This is a genomic window from Epilithonimonas sp. UC225_85, assembly GCF_042695135.1.
Lineage (GTDB): Bacteria > Bacteroidota > Bacteroidia > Flavobacteriales > Weeksellaceae > Epilithonimonas.
Genome location: NZ_CP170547.1, coordinates 3,170,691 through 3,188,498 on the forward strand (window position 1 = coordinate 3,170,691; position 17,808 = coordinate 3,188,498).

Sequence of the window (17,808 nt, forward strand, 5' to 3'; positions counted from 1 at the left end):
CAACTTAAACTTTGCTGTCGAGATTCCTACGGAATGATAAAACCTCGTTAAAAATCTAATCATAATCAAGTAACAAAAAAAGCTCTCAATTTCTTGAGAGCTTTTATAATATATTTTTAAGAAAACTATTTTGCGGTTGCCAGTTGATCTGATGAAGATTTACCAGTTACCTTGTCCTCTTTTTTCTTACCTCTAAGGAAGTCATAAGCCGTAGCCGATGCGATAAAAATGGATGAATAAGTTCCAAATCCAATACCAAGCAATAGACAGAACATAAAACCTCTCAGGTTATCTCCACCAAAGATGAAGATCGCAAGGATCACCAAAATTGTAGTGAAGGAGGTATTGAAGGTTCTACCGATTGTACTGGAGATGGAGTCATCAAACAATCCTGCAAGTGTCAATGCTTTTTTCTCACGCAGGTATTCTCTAATTCTGTCGAAAATGATCACCGTATCATTGATGGAATATCCGATTACCGTAAGGATCGCAGCAATGAAATCCTGATTGATCTCCATATTGAACGGCATAATTTTATAGAATAATGAGTAAACACCAAGGATCACCACCGTATCGTGGAACAATCCGGCAACCGCTCCAAGAGAGAACTGCCATTTGTCAAATCTGACGAGGATATAAATAAAGATACCGATCAACGATGCAACAACGGCTAGAATACCGTGCGTTGTGATGTCGTCTGCCACCGTAGGTCCTACTTTTGTAGAAGAAACAATGCCTGCGTGGCCTTTATCTGCTGCCTTGAAATCTGCCAGAGACATACCAGCCGGCAATTCATTTTTAAGTCCATCGTATATTTTCTGTTCTACAGTCTGGTCAGCTGCAAGAGATTCGTCATCGATCAAATAATCTGTTGTGATTTTTAATTGAGATGAGTTCCCAAAAGTTTTAGCTTCGATGGAGTTATTTTTACCATCATTGGTCTGCATCAACTTGGCAATATTCTCTTCTATTTTGCTTGCATCAACCGGTTTTTCGAATCTTACAACATAGTTACGTCCACCTGTAAAATCGATACCGTATTTGAAACCATTAATTGCGATAGAAGCAATTGAAATCACCATTAATATTCCTGAGAAATAATAAGCATATTTTCTTTTTCCGATGAAATCGATCCAAGTATTTCTGAAAAGATTCTTAGTCGGCGCAGTCCAGACAGAAAGAGATTTTCCTTTTTCAAGTCTGCTGAAGATCATTACTCTTGACAATAATACAGAAGTGAATAATGTCATAATCAAACCAATGATCAACGTTACCGCAAACCCTTTGATAGGTCCTGTTCCGAAAACATAAAGGATAATCGCCGTGATCAAGGTTGTAAGGTGACCATCGATAATCGCAGAAATAGCGTGTTTGAAACCGTCTTTATAAGCTTCAAGAATACTTTTCCCTCGGAATAGTTCTTCTTTTGTCCTTTCGTAGATGATAACGTTCGCATCCACCGCCATCGCCATTGACAATACGATACCAGCGATACCAGGAAGTGTCAATGTAGCATCGATAGAATCCATTATTCCGAAAATGTAGAATAAGTTGACTATCATTGCAATAACTGCATAGACACCGGCACCACCATAATAGAATACAATGTAAACGATGATTACTGCAAATGCAATAAGGAAAGACATAATACCGTCATTGATGGATTCTGCTCCCAATGAAGGTCCTACAACGTCTGCCTGTACAATTTTTGCACCTGCAGGCAATTTACCGGCTCCTAAAACATCCACAAGATCTTTAGCCTCTACTTGAGTAAAGTTTCCTGAGATCTGGGTTCTACCGTTAGGGATCACATCATTCACGGAAGGCGCCGTATAAACTCTGTTGTCCAAAGTTACAGCTACTACTTTTCCTTTGTTTTTCTCCGTCATTGCTTTCCAATCACGTGCGCCCTGAGAATCCATCTGCATATCCACAACAATACGTCCCAATTGGTCATAATTGATGTTTGCAGATTCTACAGCACCGTCAACTGGTGCTTTTTGAGTAATATTCCCCCGGATTGCATATAACAAAAGACTGTTGGAAGTATTAGATTCTGGTTTGTAACCCCACATAAATTGGGTATATTTCAAGTTAACAGGTCTTGCTTTGATCGCTGCATCGCTGTTAAGTAATTTATTTACAACTGCTGTATCAGATAATTTTACATTGGCAACAGCATTTCCAGGAGTAGAACCTGGCTGGATAAGATTTACAAGATTCACAGATTTAGAAATTCCCATAGAATCTCCTTTGGTTTTCACCAACTGGCTGAGTTCTGAGAAATAAGGTAAAACTTCCTGCCCTAGCTGCACTTCCCAAAATTGCAGTTTTGCAGAAGTCTGAAGCATTTTCAGAACTCTGTCTTTATCCTGGATTCCCGGCATTTCTACAAGGATTCTTCCAGTTCCGGGAACTCTCTGAACGTTTGGCTGCGTAACACCCATTTTGTCGATACGTGTTCTGAGAACTTCAAAAGCAGTTCCAACAGAAACTTCGATTTTTCTTCTGATAATATTTTTTACCTGATCATCCGGCGTGTTATATTTGATTTCAGAAAGATTTGTGTTTCCGAAGATCTCAGGATCTGCAAGTTTCAGGTTAGTTCCTTTTTCCTTGTTAACAGCATCAAACTGTGTAAAAAAGTCCTCGATGTATTGTTTACTCGAGCTTTTCTGTGCTTTGTCTGTTCTGTTAAGTGCTTCTATTAAAGTAGCATTTGTAGAGTAATTACTAAGATCATTTACCAAATCTCTCTGGTTGATCTCCAATAATACGTTGATACCACCTTTAAGATCCAATCCGAGTTTCATTTCTTTCTGTTTTGCAGACGCATAATCCAGTTTTGTAAAACCTAGATTAAGGGTGTCTTTAGAAAGTCTTGCGATCTCAGCGTTGTATTTCACTGGATTTTCGCCGGCAATAGCTTTTGCTTCTTTTTCTATTTTGTTGGCATAGAAAGAAGGCAGAAGCTCATTGAGACAAATTAATCCAAGAACGATGGCAACTAATGTAACGAGTCCTTTTCCTTGCATTTTCTTACGATATATATAAATTAAGTCGGCAAATATAATGATTTATAGCGGAAATAAGAATTTGAAAATGAGAAAAGTGCATTATAGTTTTTATATTGAAATTAAATCTCATTTTTCCGTAAAAAAACACCCTAAAAATCCGGTTCTTTAAGAATTAAATAATTTCCGATTTTATAAGGCATCAAATTTGGTAAGTTTATTAATAATCTAAAAAATAATAAGTTATGCGAAAATTACTACTCATTCTAAGCTTTGCTTTTACATCGGGAATATCTGCTCAGCAAATCATACTGGAAGAATTTGCAACACTTGCAAATCCTACAGAAATTACGGCTTCGCCAACAAATGACAACCGGTTGTTTGTTGTGGATCAATCCGGACTTGTCAAAATCGTGAATCCAAATGGAACGATTGAAGCATCGAACTTTCTGGATATCACAGATAGAGTTAATTTCAGTGGAGAAATGGGACTTTTGGGTTTGGCTTTTGATCCGCAGTTTTCTACCAATCGTTATTTCTATGTCTATTATAACAGAGCAGGAAGAACGATTACTGTTTCGAGATTTACGGCTAATTCTGCAAACCCGAACACGGCAGATCCATCGACTGAAAAAGTCATGTTATCAATCCCAAAACCTTTTGAAAATCACAACGGTGGCAGTATTCATTTTGGGGCGGATGGCTATCTCTGGATCTCGACCGGTGATGGCGGAAGCGGCGGCGATCCAAACGGCAACGGACAAAATAAAAACTCACTTTTGGGGAAATTGCTGAGAATAGATGTCAATTCTCAAAACGCATACAACATCCCTCCAACTAATCCTTTTGTGGGAATTGATGGCGCAGATGAAATCTGGTCTTACGGACTCCGAAATGGGTGGAAATACTCTTTTGACAGAACAACCAATAATATTTGGATTGCTGATGTTGGTCAGAATTTAATAGAAGAAATCAACAGGGTTTCTGCAACCACGCCGGGTGTAAATTACGGATGGAGATGTTATGAAGGAAATAGTGCATACAATACATCTGGCTGCGCTAATGCTTCTACAATGACTTTTCCGGTGGTAGATTACACACATTCCGGAGGAAAATGTTCTATTACCGGAGGTTATGTTTACAGAGGAAGTCTTTATCCGGATCTGGTTGGGAAATATATTTTTGCAGATTATTGCTCAGCTCAAATCGGAATTCTAAACAATACGACTATTACCTGGACGACTGCTTTTTCCGGAAACAATTTCACGACTTTCGGAGAAGATAACAGCAAACAGCTTTATGTGGCAGCCGCAAATGGTAAAATCTTTAAAGTTAAATCCAATGTTTTAGCTGTTTCTGATATTAACACAGATCAAATCCAGATCACGCCGAATCCTGCAAAAGATATCATTTACATCAAAAATATTAATGATAAAAATCTGACTGCAGAAATCGTAGATCTTACAGGAAGATTAATCCTGACTACATCTGTTGCTGAGTCGGATAAAAGTATTGATGTTTCTGGCTTGAAGTCCGGAAATTATATTATGGTTATTAAAAAAGATGATATCAAAATCCTTTCAACGAAAATTATTAAGGAATAGTCTTCGAGAACTTCAGACTGACAATTCTTTGAATTTTTCGAGAGCTTCGGACTGATAATTTATAAAAAAGCCTTTCAGAATTTTATCTGAAAGGCTTTTGTTTGATATTTATTTAATGAAGTTTATTTGCTCCAATTAACTCTTGTTGTTTTTACATCGTGAGAATTGGTTCCGATCATAATATCGAAATCACCAGCTTCCCAATCATATTTCAATTGATTATTATAGAATTTAAGATCTTCCGGAGAGATCTTAAAAGTCACTTTTTTGCTTTCTCCAGCTTTCAGATAAACTTTCTGGAAACCTTTCAGTTCTTTAACCGGTCTTGTAATGCTTCCAACCAAATCTCTGATGTACAGCTGAACGACTTCTGCTCCATCGTACTTACCATTATTAGTCAACGTTACAGTAGCTTCGATTGGTGTATTTCCTGCTGGTTTTGCATTACTTACAGAAACATCAGAATATCCAAAAGTCGTATAACTCAATCCAAATCCAAAAGGATAAAGCGGCGTGTTACATTCGTCCAGATAATTGGAACGGAATTTTTCAAACGTACATTTTTCTGTATTTTCTGTGCTTAACGGACGACCTGTATTTTTGGCGTTGTAGTAAAGCGGCACTTGTCCCACACTTCTTGGGAACGTCATTGGTAATTTTGCGGAAGGATTTACTTTTCCGTAAAGCACATCAGAAACGGCATATCCGGCCATACTTCCCGGGAACCAAACATTCAAAATAGCATCTGCTAATTGTGATTCTTCTGTAAGAACCAACGGACGACCCGTAAACAAAACCAAAACAATTGGTTTGCCTGTCTTTTTAAGTTCTCTTAATAATTCTTTTTGAGTTTCAGGAATACCAATATCCGTTCTGGAACTCGATTCTCCACTCATCTCAGCACTTTCGCCAATTGCAAGAACAATTACATCTGCTTTATTTGCAATATCCACAGCTTCTTTTCTGATCTGATCTGCAGGACGATTGTCTCTGTCTGTTGTTTTGTTGAATATTGCTGCCTTCTGCTCCATTGCTTCGGATTCATAAATGTTGCTTCCTTTTGCAAAAACAAAATTTACGTCTTTACCAACGGTTTCTTTCAATCCTCTTAATAATGAGATAGAATTGGCGTGTTTTGCAGCAACACTCCAGGTTCCCGGCATATTGACAGCGTTATCTCCCAACGGACCTATCACTGCTACAGTTCCTGATTTTTTAAGCGGAAGAACCTGCTTGTCATTTTTCAGGAGAACCATAGATTGAGAAGAGATCGTTTTAGCTGCTTCTAAATTTTTTGGACTGAAGACCTCCTTCTGGGCTCTTTTGGAATCTGTATATTTGTAAGGATCATCAAAAAGACCAAGGTCATATTTGGCTTCCAGGATTCTTCTTGCAGCATCCGTCACAGTTTGTTCTGTCACTTTTCCTTCGGTGATGGATTGCTTTAAAGTTTTCAAAAATCCTTCACCAACCATATCCATATCCACACCAGCATTCATTGCCAAAGCAGAAACTTGTTTCAGGTCTCCCATTCCGTGGTCAATCATTTCGTTGATTCCGGTGTAATCCGTCACTACAAAACCTTTGAAATCCCATTGTTTTCTGAGAACATCGGTCATCAGCCATTTGTTTCCTGTAGCAGGAATTCCGTCCACTTCATTAAAAGAAGCCATTACAGAACCGGCACCAGCTTCAACAGCTGCTTTGTAAGGTGGAAAATAGGTATTATACATTTGTATATGACTCATATCCACTGTATTGTAATCTCTGCCAGCTTCTGCTGCACCGTAAAGTGCAAAATGTTTTACACAAGCCAGCATTGTATTCTTCTTCGAAAGATCGTCCCCCTGATATCCGTAAACCATTGCTTTTGCAATCTGGCTTCCTAAATAAGGATCTTCACCAGAGCCTTCGGAAACTCTGCCCCATCTTGGATCTCTGGCAATGTCTACCATTGGCGAGAACGTCCAGTTGATACCATCTGCGGTAGATTCCTGAGCTGCAATCTGAGCAGATCTTTGAATCAAATCCATATCCCACGAAGATGCTAATCCCAAAGGAATAGGAAAAGATGTTTCGTAACCGTGGATGACATCCATACCGAAGATCATTGGGATCTTGAGACGGCTTTTTTCAACTGCTACTTTTTGAACATCCCGGATCTTGTCAACACCTTTGATATTGAATAATCCACCAACCAAGCCTTCTTCCACTTTTTTACCAATGTCCGAACTCTGAGCCTGACCAGTTGTAAAATCACCAGCTCCAGGAAGATTAAGCTGACCAATTTTCTCATCCAAAGTCATTTTGGAGATCAAATTATCAATAAAAGCTTTTTTCTTGGATTGATATTGTGCCGACTGATACGACTGAACAGGTTTTGTTATAATGTTCTGCGCCAGAAAATACGGAGATAGTGCCAACGCAGCCAGGATTACAAACTTTTTCATAAGTAGATATTTTTTTATTTTTTAAAAGTCTTATGCAATCGCCTAATTGTTTCAACTTCTGTCAACGGCGATTTTAATTTATTTAATTTATTTTTTTTAGGCTAAACATCCATTCGTACAACTTAGGATCAGAGTAGGTAGAATCCCAGGAATTGTGATTGTCATTCGGGAAGATTGTCAATTCTGCTTTTGGATTCACCGGATGTAGTTTTTGGTAGAAATTGAAGGCATTTTCCGGAAGAACAATGTCGTCCATCCCGCCCTGGAATAATTTGATATTAAGATCTTTATAATTTTGAATGTTTGCCAACATTACACGGTCTGTTGGTGCGCAGACGGCTGCAACGGCTGCAAACATCTCGGGATGCTCACCAGCCAGTTTCAAAGTTCCCCAGCCTCCCATTGATAAGCCTGTGAGGTAAATCCGGTCTGTATCAATTTTATATTTTTCTGCTATTTCTTTGATGAGAAAATAAATTGCATCTGTGTCCCACCAGGTATTTTCCGGACATTGAGGTGCTAAAATAGCAACGAGTTCTTTTATTAGATTCTTATACGTAAACGGACTGTGCGCTTTTACGATCTCCAAATTATTTCCTCTTTCTCCGGAACCGTGCAGGAATACAATTAACGGAATTTTGGATTTTTGATTTTGAGGAATATCCAGAATATATGAGAGTTTTTTCTGGATTTTCACTTCTTTATTGAACTCGGATTTGATTTCCTGAGCTGCAGCTAAAGAAGTAATTGTTAAAAATAAAAACGGAAGAAATTTTTGTTTTAAATTCATTTTATTTCGTTTTCGAATTGGTTTTTTTAACAGGTCGCTCCTACGGAGCTTCATTTATTATTGCCTTTTCACCTTTCTATTAACGGGAAGCTCCTATGGAGCATTTTTATATTCAGTTTTTTAGAAATCTTTCAACTCGACAGAACTCTATCTAAAATAAATCTTCAAATATATTTTCTGCAAAACCAATAAATAGTTTTCACTTCTTAGGAGTTGAAAATTTCATTTTATGTCTAAACCCATAGCCCCGATGGTAGCGGCATCCTTTTTTGTTGTAACTTCTGTTTTTAATCAAAACGACAAACGTTCTGAAACAAAAAAGATATAGTCGACAGCGGGATAAAGCTCCTAAAAACCATTCAATGCCTCAAAATGAAACAATAAAATTTAGTGTTTAAAGATAATACTTTTTGACTATTGAATCTTATGTTCTGTGGACTTAAATCCGATTTTTTTGAGTCCGTTTCTGATCTCCGGTGCATTCATGAAAAGATCCCATAACAATCCGGAGCGGTAATTCTCTATCATTGGCGCAATAGTCCCTTGATCTATAGCGAGATATCGCGGTGTAGTCCAATCGTCATAATTGATGGATGTAGCGTCGTAAGGGCCGGCCTGTCCGATGAATTTTGGTTTTTCTTCGTATAAAAATCTTAGAAAAGCTGTTGATTCTTTTGGTGTGTAAGGCATAGAGCTGAGCGCGGCAGTAGGGACAATAACACCTAAATCCTCTTTCATAGGCTGATGAGCAGCGTAACCGACTGAGCCATCTTTGTTCCTGGTATAACCTGCGGTGAGTCCCCAATATTTCTCGGAATAGCCTTTGAATTTGTAAGGATTTTCCAGACAATATTTGTAATCGATTAAAACCTGATTCCGGTTGAGATCCCAATAACTTTTCACATATTGATCCGAAAGCCCTCTTGGATCCAGGCCTAAATATGAATATTGCGACCAGAATAGCGGACCACCAAATTCTTCTGCATAATTGTGTTTTACGTAGAGAGGCAGTCCGTATTTTGTTTTGTCGGTTGTATAAGTTCCGTTGCGTGTCCAGCCTTTGTTATAGGTTTCGGAATCTATGGAATAATCTGGTGAAGATGCTGCTAAAACATAAGTTATCAGGCACTCGTTATAACCTTCCAGCGGAAAATTCATTTCCCAGCCGTAAGTAGGAGACCAATGCCAGTACAAAACTTTTTGTCCGCCTTTTGTGTACCAATTCCACTCTACGCCTTTCCAGAGTTTGTCCATTTTTGCCGCAAGCGCTTTTTCTTCCGGATTTCCGTTTTTAAAATATTCTCGGACACAAATGATTCCTTGTGTTAAGAATGCTGTCTCCACCAAATCTCCACCGTTATCTTTTTTACCAAACGGGACAACTTTGCCCGTCTCGCCATTGATCCAATGCGACCAGGCACCGTGAAAACGGTCTGCTTTTTCAAGAAAATCTGCAATATGATTTAATCTCCTGACCGCTTCCTGACGGGGAATAAATTTTCTGTCGACACCAACCAAAATTGTCATCAATCCAAAGCCTGAACCTCCGGTTGTCACAACGTGTTTGTCATTGTCGGGATAGATATTATCCTCGTGATAGCGCTCTCTTCCCAGCATAGATTTTGGTTCTGCAAAATCCCAAAAATATTTGAGGGCGTCGCTTTGAACTTTGTCCATGAGTTGGTTGTCTGTGGGGCTTTTTTGAACAGAATTTTTATCGGACTGATTTTCTGATGATTGTGAGGATTTGCAGGAAAATAATCCTAAAGATGCCAAAAAAACTCTTGCTACAATATTTTTCATTAAAAGAATATTTTTCAAATTTAATCTAAAAAAAGAGGAGAATAAATCCTCCTCTTTTTAATATTAATTACAATACTATTAATTGTAACCTGGGTTTTGCGTCAAAACGCCTTTGCTATCGGTAATTGCTCTCAAAGGAATTGGAAACAATTCATTTTTGCCACTTTTGAACCCTAATGGTCCTAATACTGTAGCAGCCTGGCCAGTTCTTACAAGATCTGGGAATCTATCCATTTCCATTGCCAATTCTACTCTTCTTTCTTGCCATATTGCTGTTCTGAGAGCGCCTTGACCAGATGCAGTTGTATTACCAAGCTGAGCTCTGTTTCGCACTAAATTAATGTTGGTAATGGCAGCAGAGGTATTTCCTAATTCGTTGGCTGCTTCTGCATTAATTAAAAGGATATCAGCAAATCTAAGAATTCTTAAATTTTGGATTGAACCGTAACCACAAGCATTATTGTTAAGAGATGTAGGCACATATACCTTTTGATTCCAAGAATTTCCTGCCTGTGGATCTCCTTTTTTAATCAGATCACCTTCTGGGGTAGTTTCGCCCTCTCTCAAAATTGATAACTCTTTTCTCACATCACCTGGTTCAAATGCATTTTCCAAAGCTTGAGTGGGAGTAAAAAAGCCCCATCCAAATTGATTTCTCACACCCTGTACTTCTGCATATTGACTACCTCCAAACTCTGCAGAACATCCGCAGTTAACTTCAAAAACAGATTCTGTCCCGAACTCCCCTGCAGGTCTGAATAAATGGTTGAAATCAGGGTCTAATTTATACCCCATTCCGATTACTAAATTAGAAGTATCATAAGCTTTTTGATAATCCTTCATATAAAGATAAACTTTTGAAAGTAATCCCAAAGCACCACCTTTTGTCACTCTTCCTTCCTGACCTGCAGGATAGGTTTGTGGCAATATGGCTGAGGCTTCTGTCAAATCTTTAACTATAAAGGCATATACTTCTGCTGCCGTATTTCTTGGCTGTATGTAATTGGTTTGCAAACCGTCAAAGATTGGAACACCACCATAGATTCTTACCAAATTAAAATAGAAATACGCTCTTAACATTTTAGCCTCAGCAACCAATCTGTTTTTAAGCGTTGTATCCATATCGATATTTGGAACATTTGTAATCACCTGATTAGCTCTTTGTACAGCCTGCCACTGTCCAGTCCAATATCCGTGAACTCCATCATCACTAATTGTAAATGAAAAGTTATCATAAGCATTGATAAAAGATGCATCTCCAGGATTGGAACCTTTCTCAACATCATCTCCTGTTACGCCAAATACGTATTGAGCAGGAAAACCTGTATTTTCCCAACTTCTTAAGAAACTGTAAATAGCATTAGTTGCCTGCATTGCATCAGACTCTGTTTTGAAGAAATCCTCTACATCTACAGTTCCTTCGTTTTTAATATCTACAAAATCATCACTACAGCTTGCGATTAGTGAAAATATAGATAGTGTTAAAAATATTTTTTTCATGATTTTCTAATTAAAATGTTAAGTTCATACCCATTGTATAAATCGCAGAAATAGGATAAATATTATTATCAATACCCATCTGAACTCTATCCGTATTCATAATCTCCGGAGAGAAGCCATTATATTTGAAACTAGTCCAAGGATTTTGTGCACTTAGATAGATTCTAAACTTTTTAACAGATAAGGATTCCGCAATAGTCTTTGAAAAGTTATAACCAACCTGGATATTTCTAATTCTAAAGTAACTGCCATCTTCTACATAAAAACTACTTGGTAAAATAATAGATTGATTAGAGGTGATCATAGAATTGGTATTGGAAGTTCCTTCACCGTGCCATCTGTTATTGTACATATCAAGATCCCAGCTCTCATTTCCATAACGTTGTTCTCTGTTATAATTATAGATTTTGTTACCAAATACACCTTGGAAATCAATACCAAAATCAATAGAATGAACATTAAGGTTAAGACCAAAACCGTAAGTTCCCTTTGGAATTGGACTTCCTAAGAATGTTTTATCTCTTGTATCAATTACGCCATTCCCATCTAGATCTGAAAACTTAAACCAACCAGCTTTTGCTCCAGTTTGACCGGATGCTGCTGCTTCTGCATCAGTTTGAAATACACCTGCTACTTCATACCCATAGTATGACCCAACTGCTTGTCCAGCTTGTAACCTAACAATAGAATTACCAAATAAGCTAGCTCCAGTTTCTAAAAATGATCCACCATAAACATCTGTAATTTCATTTTTAAGTGATGTGAAATTACCATAGAATCCAAATTTTACACTCTCGCTGATATCGGTATTATAGTTTGCAGAAACCTCGAACCCTTTATTTCTAAAAGAGTAAGCATTCGTAACAAAGTTATTTGGATTACTTGCTCCGGAAATAGTTCCTTGAGAAACACCATAAACAATATCTTTTGATTCTTTGTTATAATAAGTTCCTTCGATTTTCAGTTTATTATTCAGCAAAGCCATTTCTACACCGAAATCTGATCCTTTTGTAGTTTCCCAACCAATAGAAGTATCAACAAGTAAATCGATAGTTTGGGAAGGAGCACCAGTATTTCCATAATATGCACCTCCTATTATCGATGTGATTTTATCATACTTTCTACCGATATTTGGATTTCCTAATTCACCGTAGCTTGCTCTTAATTTTAACAAATTAAAAACATTCTGTTCACTCATGAAACCTTCTTTAGAAACAACCCAACCAATACTTACTGCAGGAAATGTCTTATATCTATCGCTAGAAACCTGTGATGTTGCGTCCCTACGTAAAGAAGCATTCAAGAGGTATTTCCCTTCATAATCATAATTGATTCTGCCAAAGAAAGATTCTATTCTTGACTGGCTTTGTGTAACTTCCGGAATAGCATCTTTAGCTACTAAAGTTGTATTATAATGTAATATATCTGTTCCGTTAAAAATATTCAATGAACCATTTGTACCATCATAGTTTACATTTTTCGCAGAATAATAATCTTCTGACCTGGAATCTCTAACTCTTGAAAAACCTGCCAACAATTCTAGATTATGATTTCCAAAACTCTTCCTCCAATTAACGGTATTATCCCAAACATAGTTTCTATATCTGTTGTTTCTAGTTACCAAATTAGAAATAGAAGCTTGCGGCGTGTAAGTTATAGCAGGTGTATATTCATATTGACTAGGACTATAATTGTCGCTAGTATAACTACTTCTAAAAGTGAAATCTTTCAAGAACTTAATTTCTGCCCAAACATTGTTTAGCATTCTGTCCTGTCTTGTCTGTGATCTGAATAGATCCAGTTGCGCTCTAGGATTCGTGATGGAATATCCATTGAAAAACTGGTAACTTCCTGTTGCAGGATCCATTGCCGGGAATAATGGAGGTGCATTACGCGCATTTAACAAAGGGTTTTGAGCAGTATCCGTACGTGTTTTGGAATAAGAGAAATTATCTCCAATTGTGATATTGTCAGTAATTTTATAGCTAAGATTCAATTTTGTATTAAATCTGTTAAAACCACTGCCTGAATTGATTCCTTGCCCTGCAGCCAAATTACCTTCATCCTGAAGATATCCTACACTACCATAATAATTCAATTTTCCTAAACTTCCTGATGCAGAGAAATCATTAGAATTAATAATGCTTGTTCTGAAAATCTCTTTGAACCATTCTGTATCAGCAGGGAAATCTGCTCTACTAATTGATCCCGCAGATGATCCATTATCATTCATCAATTTTTCATTGTACAATTCAACATATTGGTCGGCGTTCACCATTTTTGGAACATTGGTCACAGTCTTAATTCCTAAATAAGAATTAACATTAAAGACAGGCTTTCCTTTCCCGCTTTTAGTTTTGATGATTACAGCCCCATTTGCAGCTTTTGCTCCGAAAATCGCTAAAGAAGATGGATCTTTCAAAACACTCATAGACTCTATATCCTGAGGATTAAGAAAAGAAATATCTTCCGTTATCATTCCATCCACGATAAAAACCGTATTACCAGTTAGTGAACCAATACCTCTGATATCTACCCTTGGAGAGCCTCCAGGTGTACCAGAAGTCACGACATTAACTCCGGCAAGTTTTCCTTGGACAGAGTTTAAGGGGTTCGCATTCGGTTTATCTGCCAAATCTTTGGCACTTATAATACCGATACTTCCCGTAACATTCTCTTTTTTCTGTGTTCCATATCCAATCACAACTACCTCCTCGATTTTGTTTTCTTTAGTGGCAGTGTCCTGTGTGGATTGAGCATGTAAATTGCCTCCAAAATATATTGCGGCAATTAACAATGGTAATTTCACATAATTTTTTCTCATAATATTCTTATGTATTATTTTCTTAGTCCGAATATATATAAATTTTTAACATCAAGTTAATTTTTATTAACAATTGCATAAAATATTGATTTTCAAATTAATAAAAACAAAATATCAAGTTATTTTAATTAAATACAAATAAAAAAATTCCCCATTTATGGCTCAATATTTGTCTTTTTAAGAAAAATAAAAACTTATTGCTTCAAAATGAGCCAATAAAAATTTTAAAATTTATAGCAATTACAAATATTTGGAATATGAATACGAATAGATTATCTGGTCAAATGCAGGAAGCATTGATAAAACAAATGACAAAAGAGGCTCACGCTTCGCAAATTTTTCTTTCATACGGTTGCTGGGCAGACGTAAAAGGCTACGGAGGAATTGCTAATTTTTTATACCGACACTCGCAAGAAGAAAGAAATCATATGATAAAGTTTATGCGGTATATTCTGGACAGAGGTGGCGAAGCAAGAGTAGAAGCAATCCCTGCCCCACCGGAAAATCCTCGAAACCTGACGGACGCTTTTAACAAAGTTTTTGAACATGAGGTAGATAATACAACAGCTATCTATGAGATCGTGAATCTCTCTTTCGAAGAAAAAGACTGGGCCACCTGGAACTTTATGCAATGGTTTGTAAAAGAACAAATTGAAGAAGAAAAATTAGCACTTGAATTGATTGATAAATTAAAAATTGCCGGCGGAGACAGTGCATCGGATGAATCTCTATTCTCTCTGGATAAGGCTTTGGAATCAGCTCCGGATGACGTTTCGTTGCCACAGGATGCTACCGCTGAAAACCCTTCTTAAATACAAAAATAAATATCACTAACTTTGATCTCCGTTTTTTTACGGAGATTTTTTATTAATTCAATATTCATATATAAGCAAGATGGCAAATATCATAGAAAGCAATCACGATAATCAGGAAGATTTTTACAAATCACTTAAAGAAAAACTGGAGCAGCAGCACAACTTTCCGGAAGAATATCTTTTTAAATTCATTGTTCCCGGCGACTCTGAAAAAATAACGGAAATCATCCGGGTTTTTGATGGGCTTAAATACACCTTATCAAACAGAGAAAGTTCCAAAGGAAAATACACTTCTGTTTCTTTACAATGCTTTGTGATGGATGCAGATCAGGTTATTGATATTTATCAAAGAGTAGCGAAGATTGAAAATGTGATGATGCTGTAAGATTGGTTTGAAACTTGTATTTTTAATTCAAATTTAATATTATGAAAAAGTCATTTTTCAAATTTCTAAATAAAATCAACAAAGTTGTTTTACCCAAATTAAGCGATAAAGATCCTGCCAAACTAACCAAAATCCAAAAAGGAATCTTGGCGTACCGATATTTTGTCGTGATCAATTCGATGAATTAAATTTTTCTTACAGATGATTACTGATATCAGGAACTATTTAATTTTAAAAATCAGTTTTCTGCAAACTTCATACAAAGATTTTTCAATAAGCAGATAAATAATTATTGAACAAATCCACAATAAAACAAAATTGCGGTCAGGAAGATAAATGTAAGATTTCAGTTTCATATTGAAATAGCTCAGATGAATCAAATAGAAAACAAATGAAGCATTGCCCAGAAGCATAAAAAACCTTGTAGAAAGCAACTTTGAAATAATCGTTTTTTCTGACATCAAACCCCAAAAGAAAACTGCTATTGCAACGGGTAAAAGAAACTCGTGAATGAGTCTTCCTTCCCATCTTTCTACACCATGAACAAAATTATTTCTGGCAAAAAAAGCAATAGCAATAATGAGTATAAAGATCGAGATTCCACCAGCAAGTGTGGGCTTTTTCAGATTTTTTAAAAACTGAACTCCCTTTTCTTTTTTCATTAAGAAAGCAAGCAACATCCCAAAGAAAAACTCTGCACTCCGACCAAAAAATGTGCTGCCCACCATAAATTTTAAAGGATACAAAAATCCTTTTGGATTTCCATTATACCAGTGAAGTCCATAACCAATCGACCAACCTAAAAGGAAGAATCCAATTAAAAACAGAATACATTTTTTCCAGCTTTTCTTCAACAAAAGAAACAACAATGGAGAAAGTAAATAAAAGAAAAATTCTACGGTTAGAGACCATGCCTGAACGATTCCTGAAACTGAGTATCCTTCAAACAAAGAATAAAAAAGTGAATATTGTAAAAAATAAGTATCAAGATCTTTAGAATAAGACTTGTCAAGGAAATAACAACTTAACAAAATCCAGTACAGCGGAAAAATTCTTGCAATCCGAAGCAGAATATATTTTAAATATGATTTTTTAGAATCTAATGGCTTTTCTTCATAGCGGTAAGCCAGCAAAAATCCACTCAGAACGAAGAAAATGGTAACACCAATATGCCATTCGCTGATGAAACGCATCACCACAAAAGGAAGATCATGACGCCAATATTTGCGATTATGATACACAAAAACCATGATCGCTGCAACAGCGCGCATTCCCGTGAGAGCATCAAATTTATTTTTGTTGAGATTTTCCAAAAGCTAAAAAAAATAAAAGGCTTACATAAGAAGCCTTTTATCTGAAATTTATATTAATTCAATTAAGAATTCTCCAAAATATAGCTGAACATCAATGGTGCACAGATCGTTGCATCACTTTCCACGATGAATTTCGGTGTCGTAATATCTAATTTTCCCCAAGTGATTTTCTCATTCGGAACGGCTCCGGAATAGGATCCGTAAGAAGTCGTAGAATCCGAGATCTGACAGAAATAACTCCAGAACGGAATATCATGCATTTCCATATCCTGATACAACATCGGAACCACACAAATTGGAAAATCGCCGGCAATTCCACCGCCAACCTGGAAGAAGCCTACCCCTTTTCCACCGGAATTTTTCGGATACCAATCAGCCAGATAAGCCATATATTCGATTCCTGATTTCATAGTTGAAAACTTCAAATCTCCTTTGATACAATAAGACGTGAAAATATTTCCCATTGTAGAATCTTCCCAACCTGGAACCACGATCGGAAGGTTTCTCTCAGCTGCTGCGATCATCCAGGAATTCTCTCTCGGGATTTCGTAATACTGCTCAAGAACACCCGATAGGATCATTTTGTACATATACTCGTGCGGGAAATATCTTTCGCCCTTTTCGTCGGCATCTTTCCATATTTCGTAGATATGTTTCTGCAATCTTCTGAACGCTTCTTCTTCCGGAATACAGGTATCAGTCACTCTATTGAGTCCTCTTTCCAAAAGCCCCCACTCTTCCTGAGGTGTAAGATCTCTATAATGCGGAACTCTTTCGTAATGAGAATGCGCTACAAGATTCATCAGATCTTCTTCTAAGTTTGCTCCTGTACAAGAAATAAAATCCACTTTTCCCTGACGGATCATCTCAGCTAAAATTTTCCCTAATTCAGCTGTTGACATTGCGCCGGCAAGCGTAATCATCATTTTTCCACCGTCTTTTAAGTGCGCAACATATGCTTTGGAAGCATCTACCAACGCCGCAGCATTGAAGTGCAGATAATATTTTTCTATGAACTCAGTAATCGGTTTGCTCATTTTATTTAAGATTTTTGCAAAGATAAGGATTTGTTTGGATGTCGGAAGTTGGAAATGTAAGTTATAGAATTGTCAGTCTGAGGCAAAGTTTATCCTGAGCCTGACGAAGGGAAGACCAATAAAAATTCAAAAATCGTCAGATTTTTTTCCATGTAAAATTTGTTGATTAGAAAGCCTTAAATTAATTTGGGCAGCTTTTCCGCCCTCCACTCCCAATCTTTTGCAAAATTCCGCCACAGCATTTTCCTCTGCTGAAATTTTGCAAAAGGATTT

At 36.9% G+C, this 17,808-nt stretch carries 12 protein-coding genes; 4 read left to right on the forward strand and 8 right to left on the reverse strand.

The window, feature by feature from the left end; genetic code table 11:
• Positions 1–125: 125 nt before the first annotated feature.
• Positions 126–3,035 carry a protein translocase subunit SecD gene (gene secD, locus ACFJGY_RS14400; protein ID WP_379965100.1) on the reverse strand — a complete coding sequence of 970 codons (2,910 nt, stop codon included), beginning with the start codon at positions 3,033–3,035 and terminating at the stop codon, positions 126–128.
• Between the two features lie 224 nt (positions 3,036–3,259).
• Here secD and ACFJGY_RS14405 point away from each other — a divergent pair, with 224 nt between their 5' ends.
• Positions 3,260–4,618, forward strand: a complete 1,359-nt coding sequence (locus ACFJGY_RS14405) for a PQQ-dependent sugar dehydrogenase (protein WP_379965102.1) — start codon at positions 3,260–3,262, stop codon at positions 4,616–4,618.
• Positions 4,619–4,740: 122 nt separating this feature from the next.
• On the opposite strand, the gene bglX is transcribed toward ACFJGY_RS14405, so the two are convergent.
• The 5 genes from bglX to ACFJGY_RS14430 all read right to left on the reverse strand — a co-directional run bounded on the left by bglX (position 4,741) and on the right by ACFJGY_RS14430 (position 13,985).
• Entirely contained in the window at positions 4,741–7,068 is a 2,328-nt protein-coding gene (gene bglX / locus ACFJGY_RS14410; RefSeq protein WP_379965104.1) for a beta-glucosidase BglX, read from the reverse strand.
• 82 nt (positions 7,069–7,150) lie between these two features.
• Complete coding sequence (locus ACFJGY_RS14415; RefSeq protein WP_379965106.1) at positions 7,151–7,858, reverse strand: prolyl oligopeptidase family serine peptidase; 708 nt, start codon at positions 7,856–7,858, stop codon at positions 7,151–7,153.
• A 414-nt stretch (positions 7,859–8,272) separates the two neighbouring features.
• Complete coding sequence (locus ACFJGY_RS14420; RefSeq protein ID WP_379965108.1) at positions 8,273–9,661, reverse strand: glucoamylase family protein; 1,389 nt, start codon at positions 9,659–9,661, stop codon at positions 8,273–8,275.
• 78 nt (positions 9,662–9,739) lie between these two features.
• Positions 9,740–11,161 (reverse strand): RagB/SusD family nutrient uptake outer membrane protein, encoded by a 1,422-nt coding sequence (locus tag ACFJGY_RS14425; RefSeq protein ID WP_379965110.1) that lies wholly within the window; start codon positions 11,159–11,161, stop codon positions 9,740–9,742.
• Positions 11,162–11,171: 10 nt separating this feature from the next.
• Positions 11,172–13,985 carry a SusC/RagA family TonB-linked outer membrane protein gene (locus ACFJGY_RS14430; protein ID WP_379965112.1) on the reverse strand — a complete coding sequence of 938 codons (2,814 nt, stop codon included), beginning with the start codon at positions 13,983–13,985 and terminating at the stop codon, positions 11,172–11,174.
• Between the two features lie 257 nt (positions 13,986–14,242).
• Between ACFJGY_RS14430 and ACFJGY_RS14435 the strand changes: the two genes are divergently transcribed.
• From ACFJGY_RS14435 to ACFJGY_RS14445, 3 genes are all read left to right on the forward strand, one after another.
• Positions 14,243–14,797 carry a ferritin gene (locus ACFJGY_RS14435; RefSeq protein ID WP_379965114.1) on the forward strand — a complete coding sequence of 185 codons (555 nt, stop codon included), beginning with the start codon at positions 14,243–14,245 and terminating at the stop codon, positions 14,795–14,797.
• Between the two features lie 82 nt (positions 14,798–14,879).
• Positions 14,880–15,185: a DUF493 family protein gene (locus ACFJGY_RS14440; protein ID WP_379965116.1), complete on the forward strand. Its 306-nt coding sequence runs from the start codon at positions 14,880–14,882 to the stop codon at positions 15,183–15,185.
• Positions 15,186–15,226: 41 nt separating this feature from the next.
• Complete coding sequence (locus ACFJGY_RS14445) at positions 15,227–15,373, forward strand: hypothetical protein (protein WP_379965118.1); 147 nt, start codon at positions 15,227–15,229, stop codon at positions 15,371–15,373.
• A gap of 33 nt (positions 15,374–15,406) precedes the next feature.
• Here the strand turns inward: ACFJGY_RS14445 and ACFJGY_RS14450 are convergent, their stop codons facing one another.
• Positions 15,407–16,498 (reverse strand): acyltransferase family protein, encoded by a 1,092-nt coding sequence (locus ACFJGY_RS14450; protein WP_379965120.1) that lies wholly within the window; start codon positions 16,496–16,498, stop codon positions 15,407–15,409.
• A gap of 62 nt (positions 16,499–16,560) precedes the next feature.
• Positions 16,561–17,535, reverse strand: coding sequence for a deoxyhypusine synthase family protein (locus ACFJGY_RS14455; protein ID WP_379965122.1), 975 nt, complete (start codon positions 17,533–17,535; stop codon positions 16,561–16,563).
• Positions 17,536–17,808: the final 273 nt, after the last annotated feature.

Excerpts from the sequence above, each read along its gene's own strand:
- secD (WP_379965100.1), bottom strand. The coding sequence starts at position 3,035 with ATGCAAGGAAAAGGACTCGTTACATTAGTTGCCATCGTTCTTGGATTA.
- ACFJGY_RS14405 (WP_379965102.1), top strand. The coding sequence starts at position 3,260 with ATGCGAAAATTACTACTCATTCTAAGCTTTGCTTTTACATCGGGAATA.
- bglX (WP_379965104.1), bottom strand. The coding sequence starts at position 7,068 with ATGAAAAAGTTTGTAATCCTGGCTGCGTTGGCACTATCTCCGTATTTT.
- ACFJGY_RS14415 (WP_379965106.1), bottom strand. The coding sequence starts at position 7,858 with ATGAATTTAAAACAAAAATTTCTTCCGTTTTTATTTTTAACAATTACT.
- ACFJGY_RS14420 (WP_379965108.1), bottom strand. The coding sequence starts at position 9,661 with ATGAAAAATATTGTAGCAAGAGTTTTTTTGGCATCTTTAGGATTATTT.
- ACFJGY_RS14425 (WP_379965110.1), bottom strand. The coding sequence starts at position 11,161 with ATGAAAAAAATATTTTTAACACTATCTATATTTTCACTAATCGCAAGC.
- ACFJGY_RS14430 (WP_379965112.1), bottom strand. The coding sequence starts at position 13,985 with ATGAGAAAAAATTATGTGAAATTACCATTGTTAATTGCCGCAATATAT.
- ACFJGY_RS14435 (WP_379965114.1), top strand. The coding sequence starts at position 14,243 with ATGAATACGAATAGATTATCTGGTCAAATGCAGGAAGCATTGATAAAA.
- ACFJGY_RS14440 (WP_379965116.1), top strand. The coding sequence starts at position 14,880 with ATGGCAAATATCATAGAAAGCAATCACGATAATCAGGAAGATTTTTAC.
- ACFJGY_RS14445 (WP_379965118.1), top strand. The coding sequence starts at position 15,227 with ATGAAAAAGTCATTTTTCAAATTTCTAAATAAAATCAACAAAGTTGTT.
- ACFJGY_RS14455 (WP_379965122.1), bottom strand. The coding sequence starts at position 17,535 with ATGAGCAAACCGATTACTGAGTTCATAGAAAAATATTATCTGCACTTC.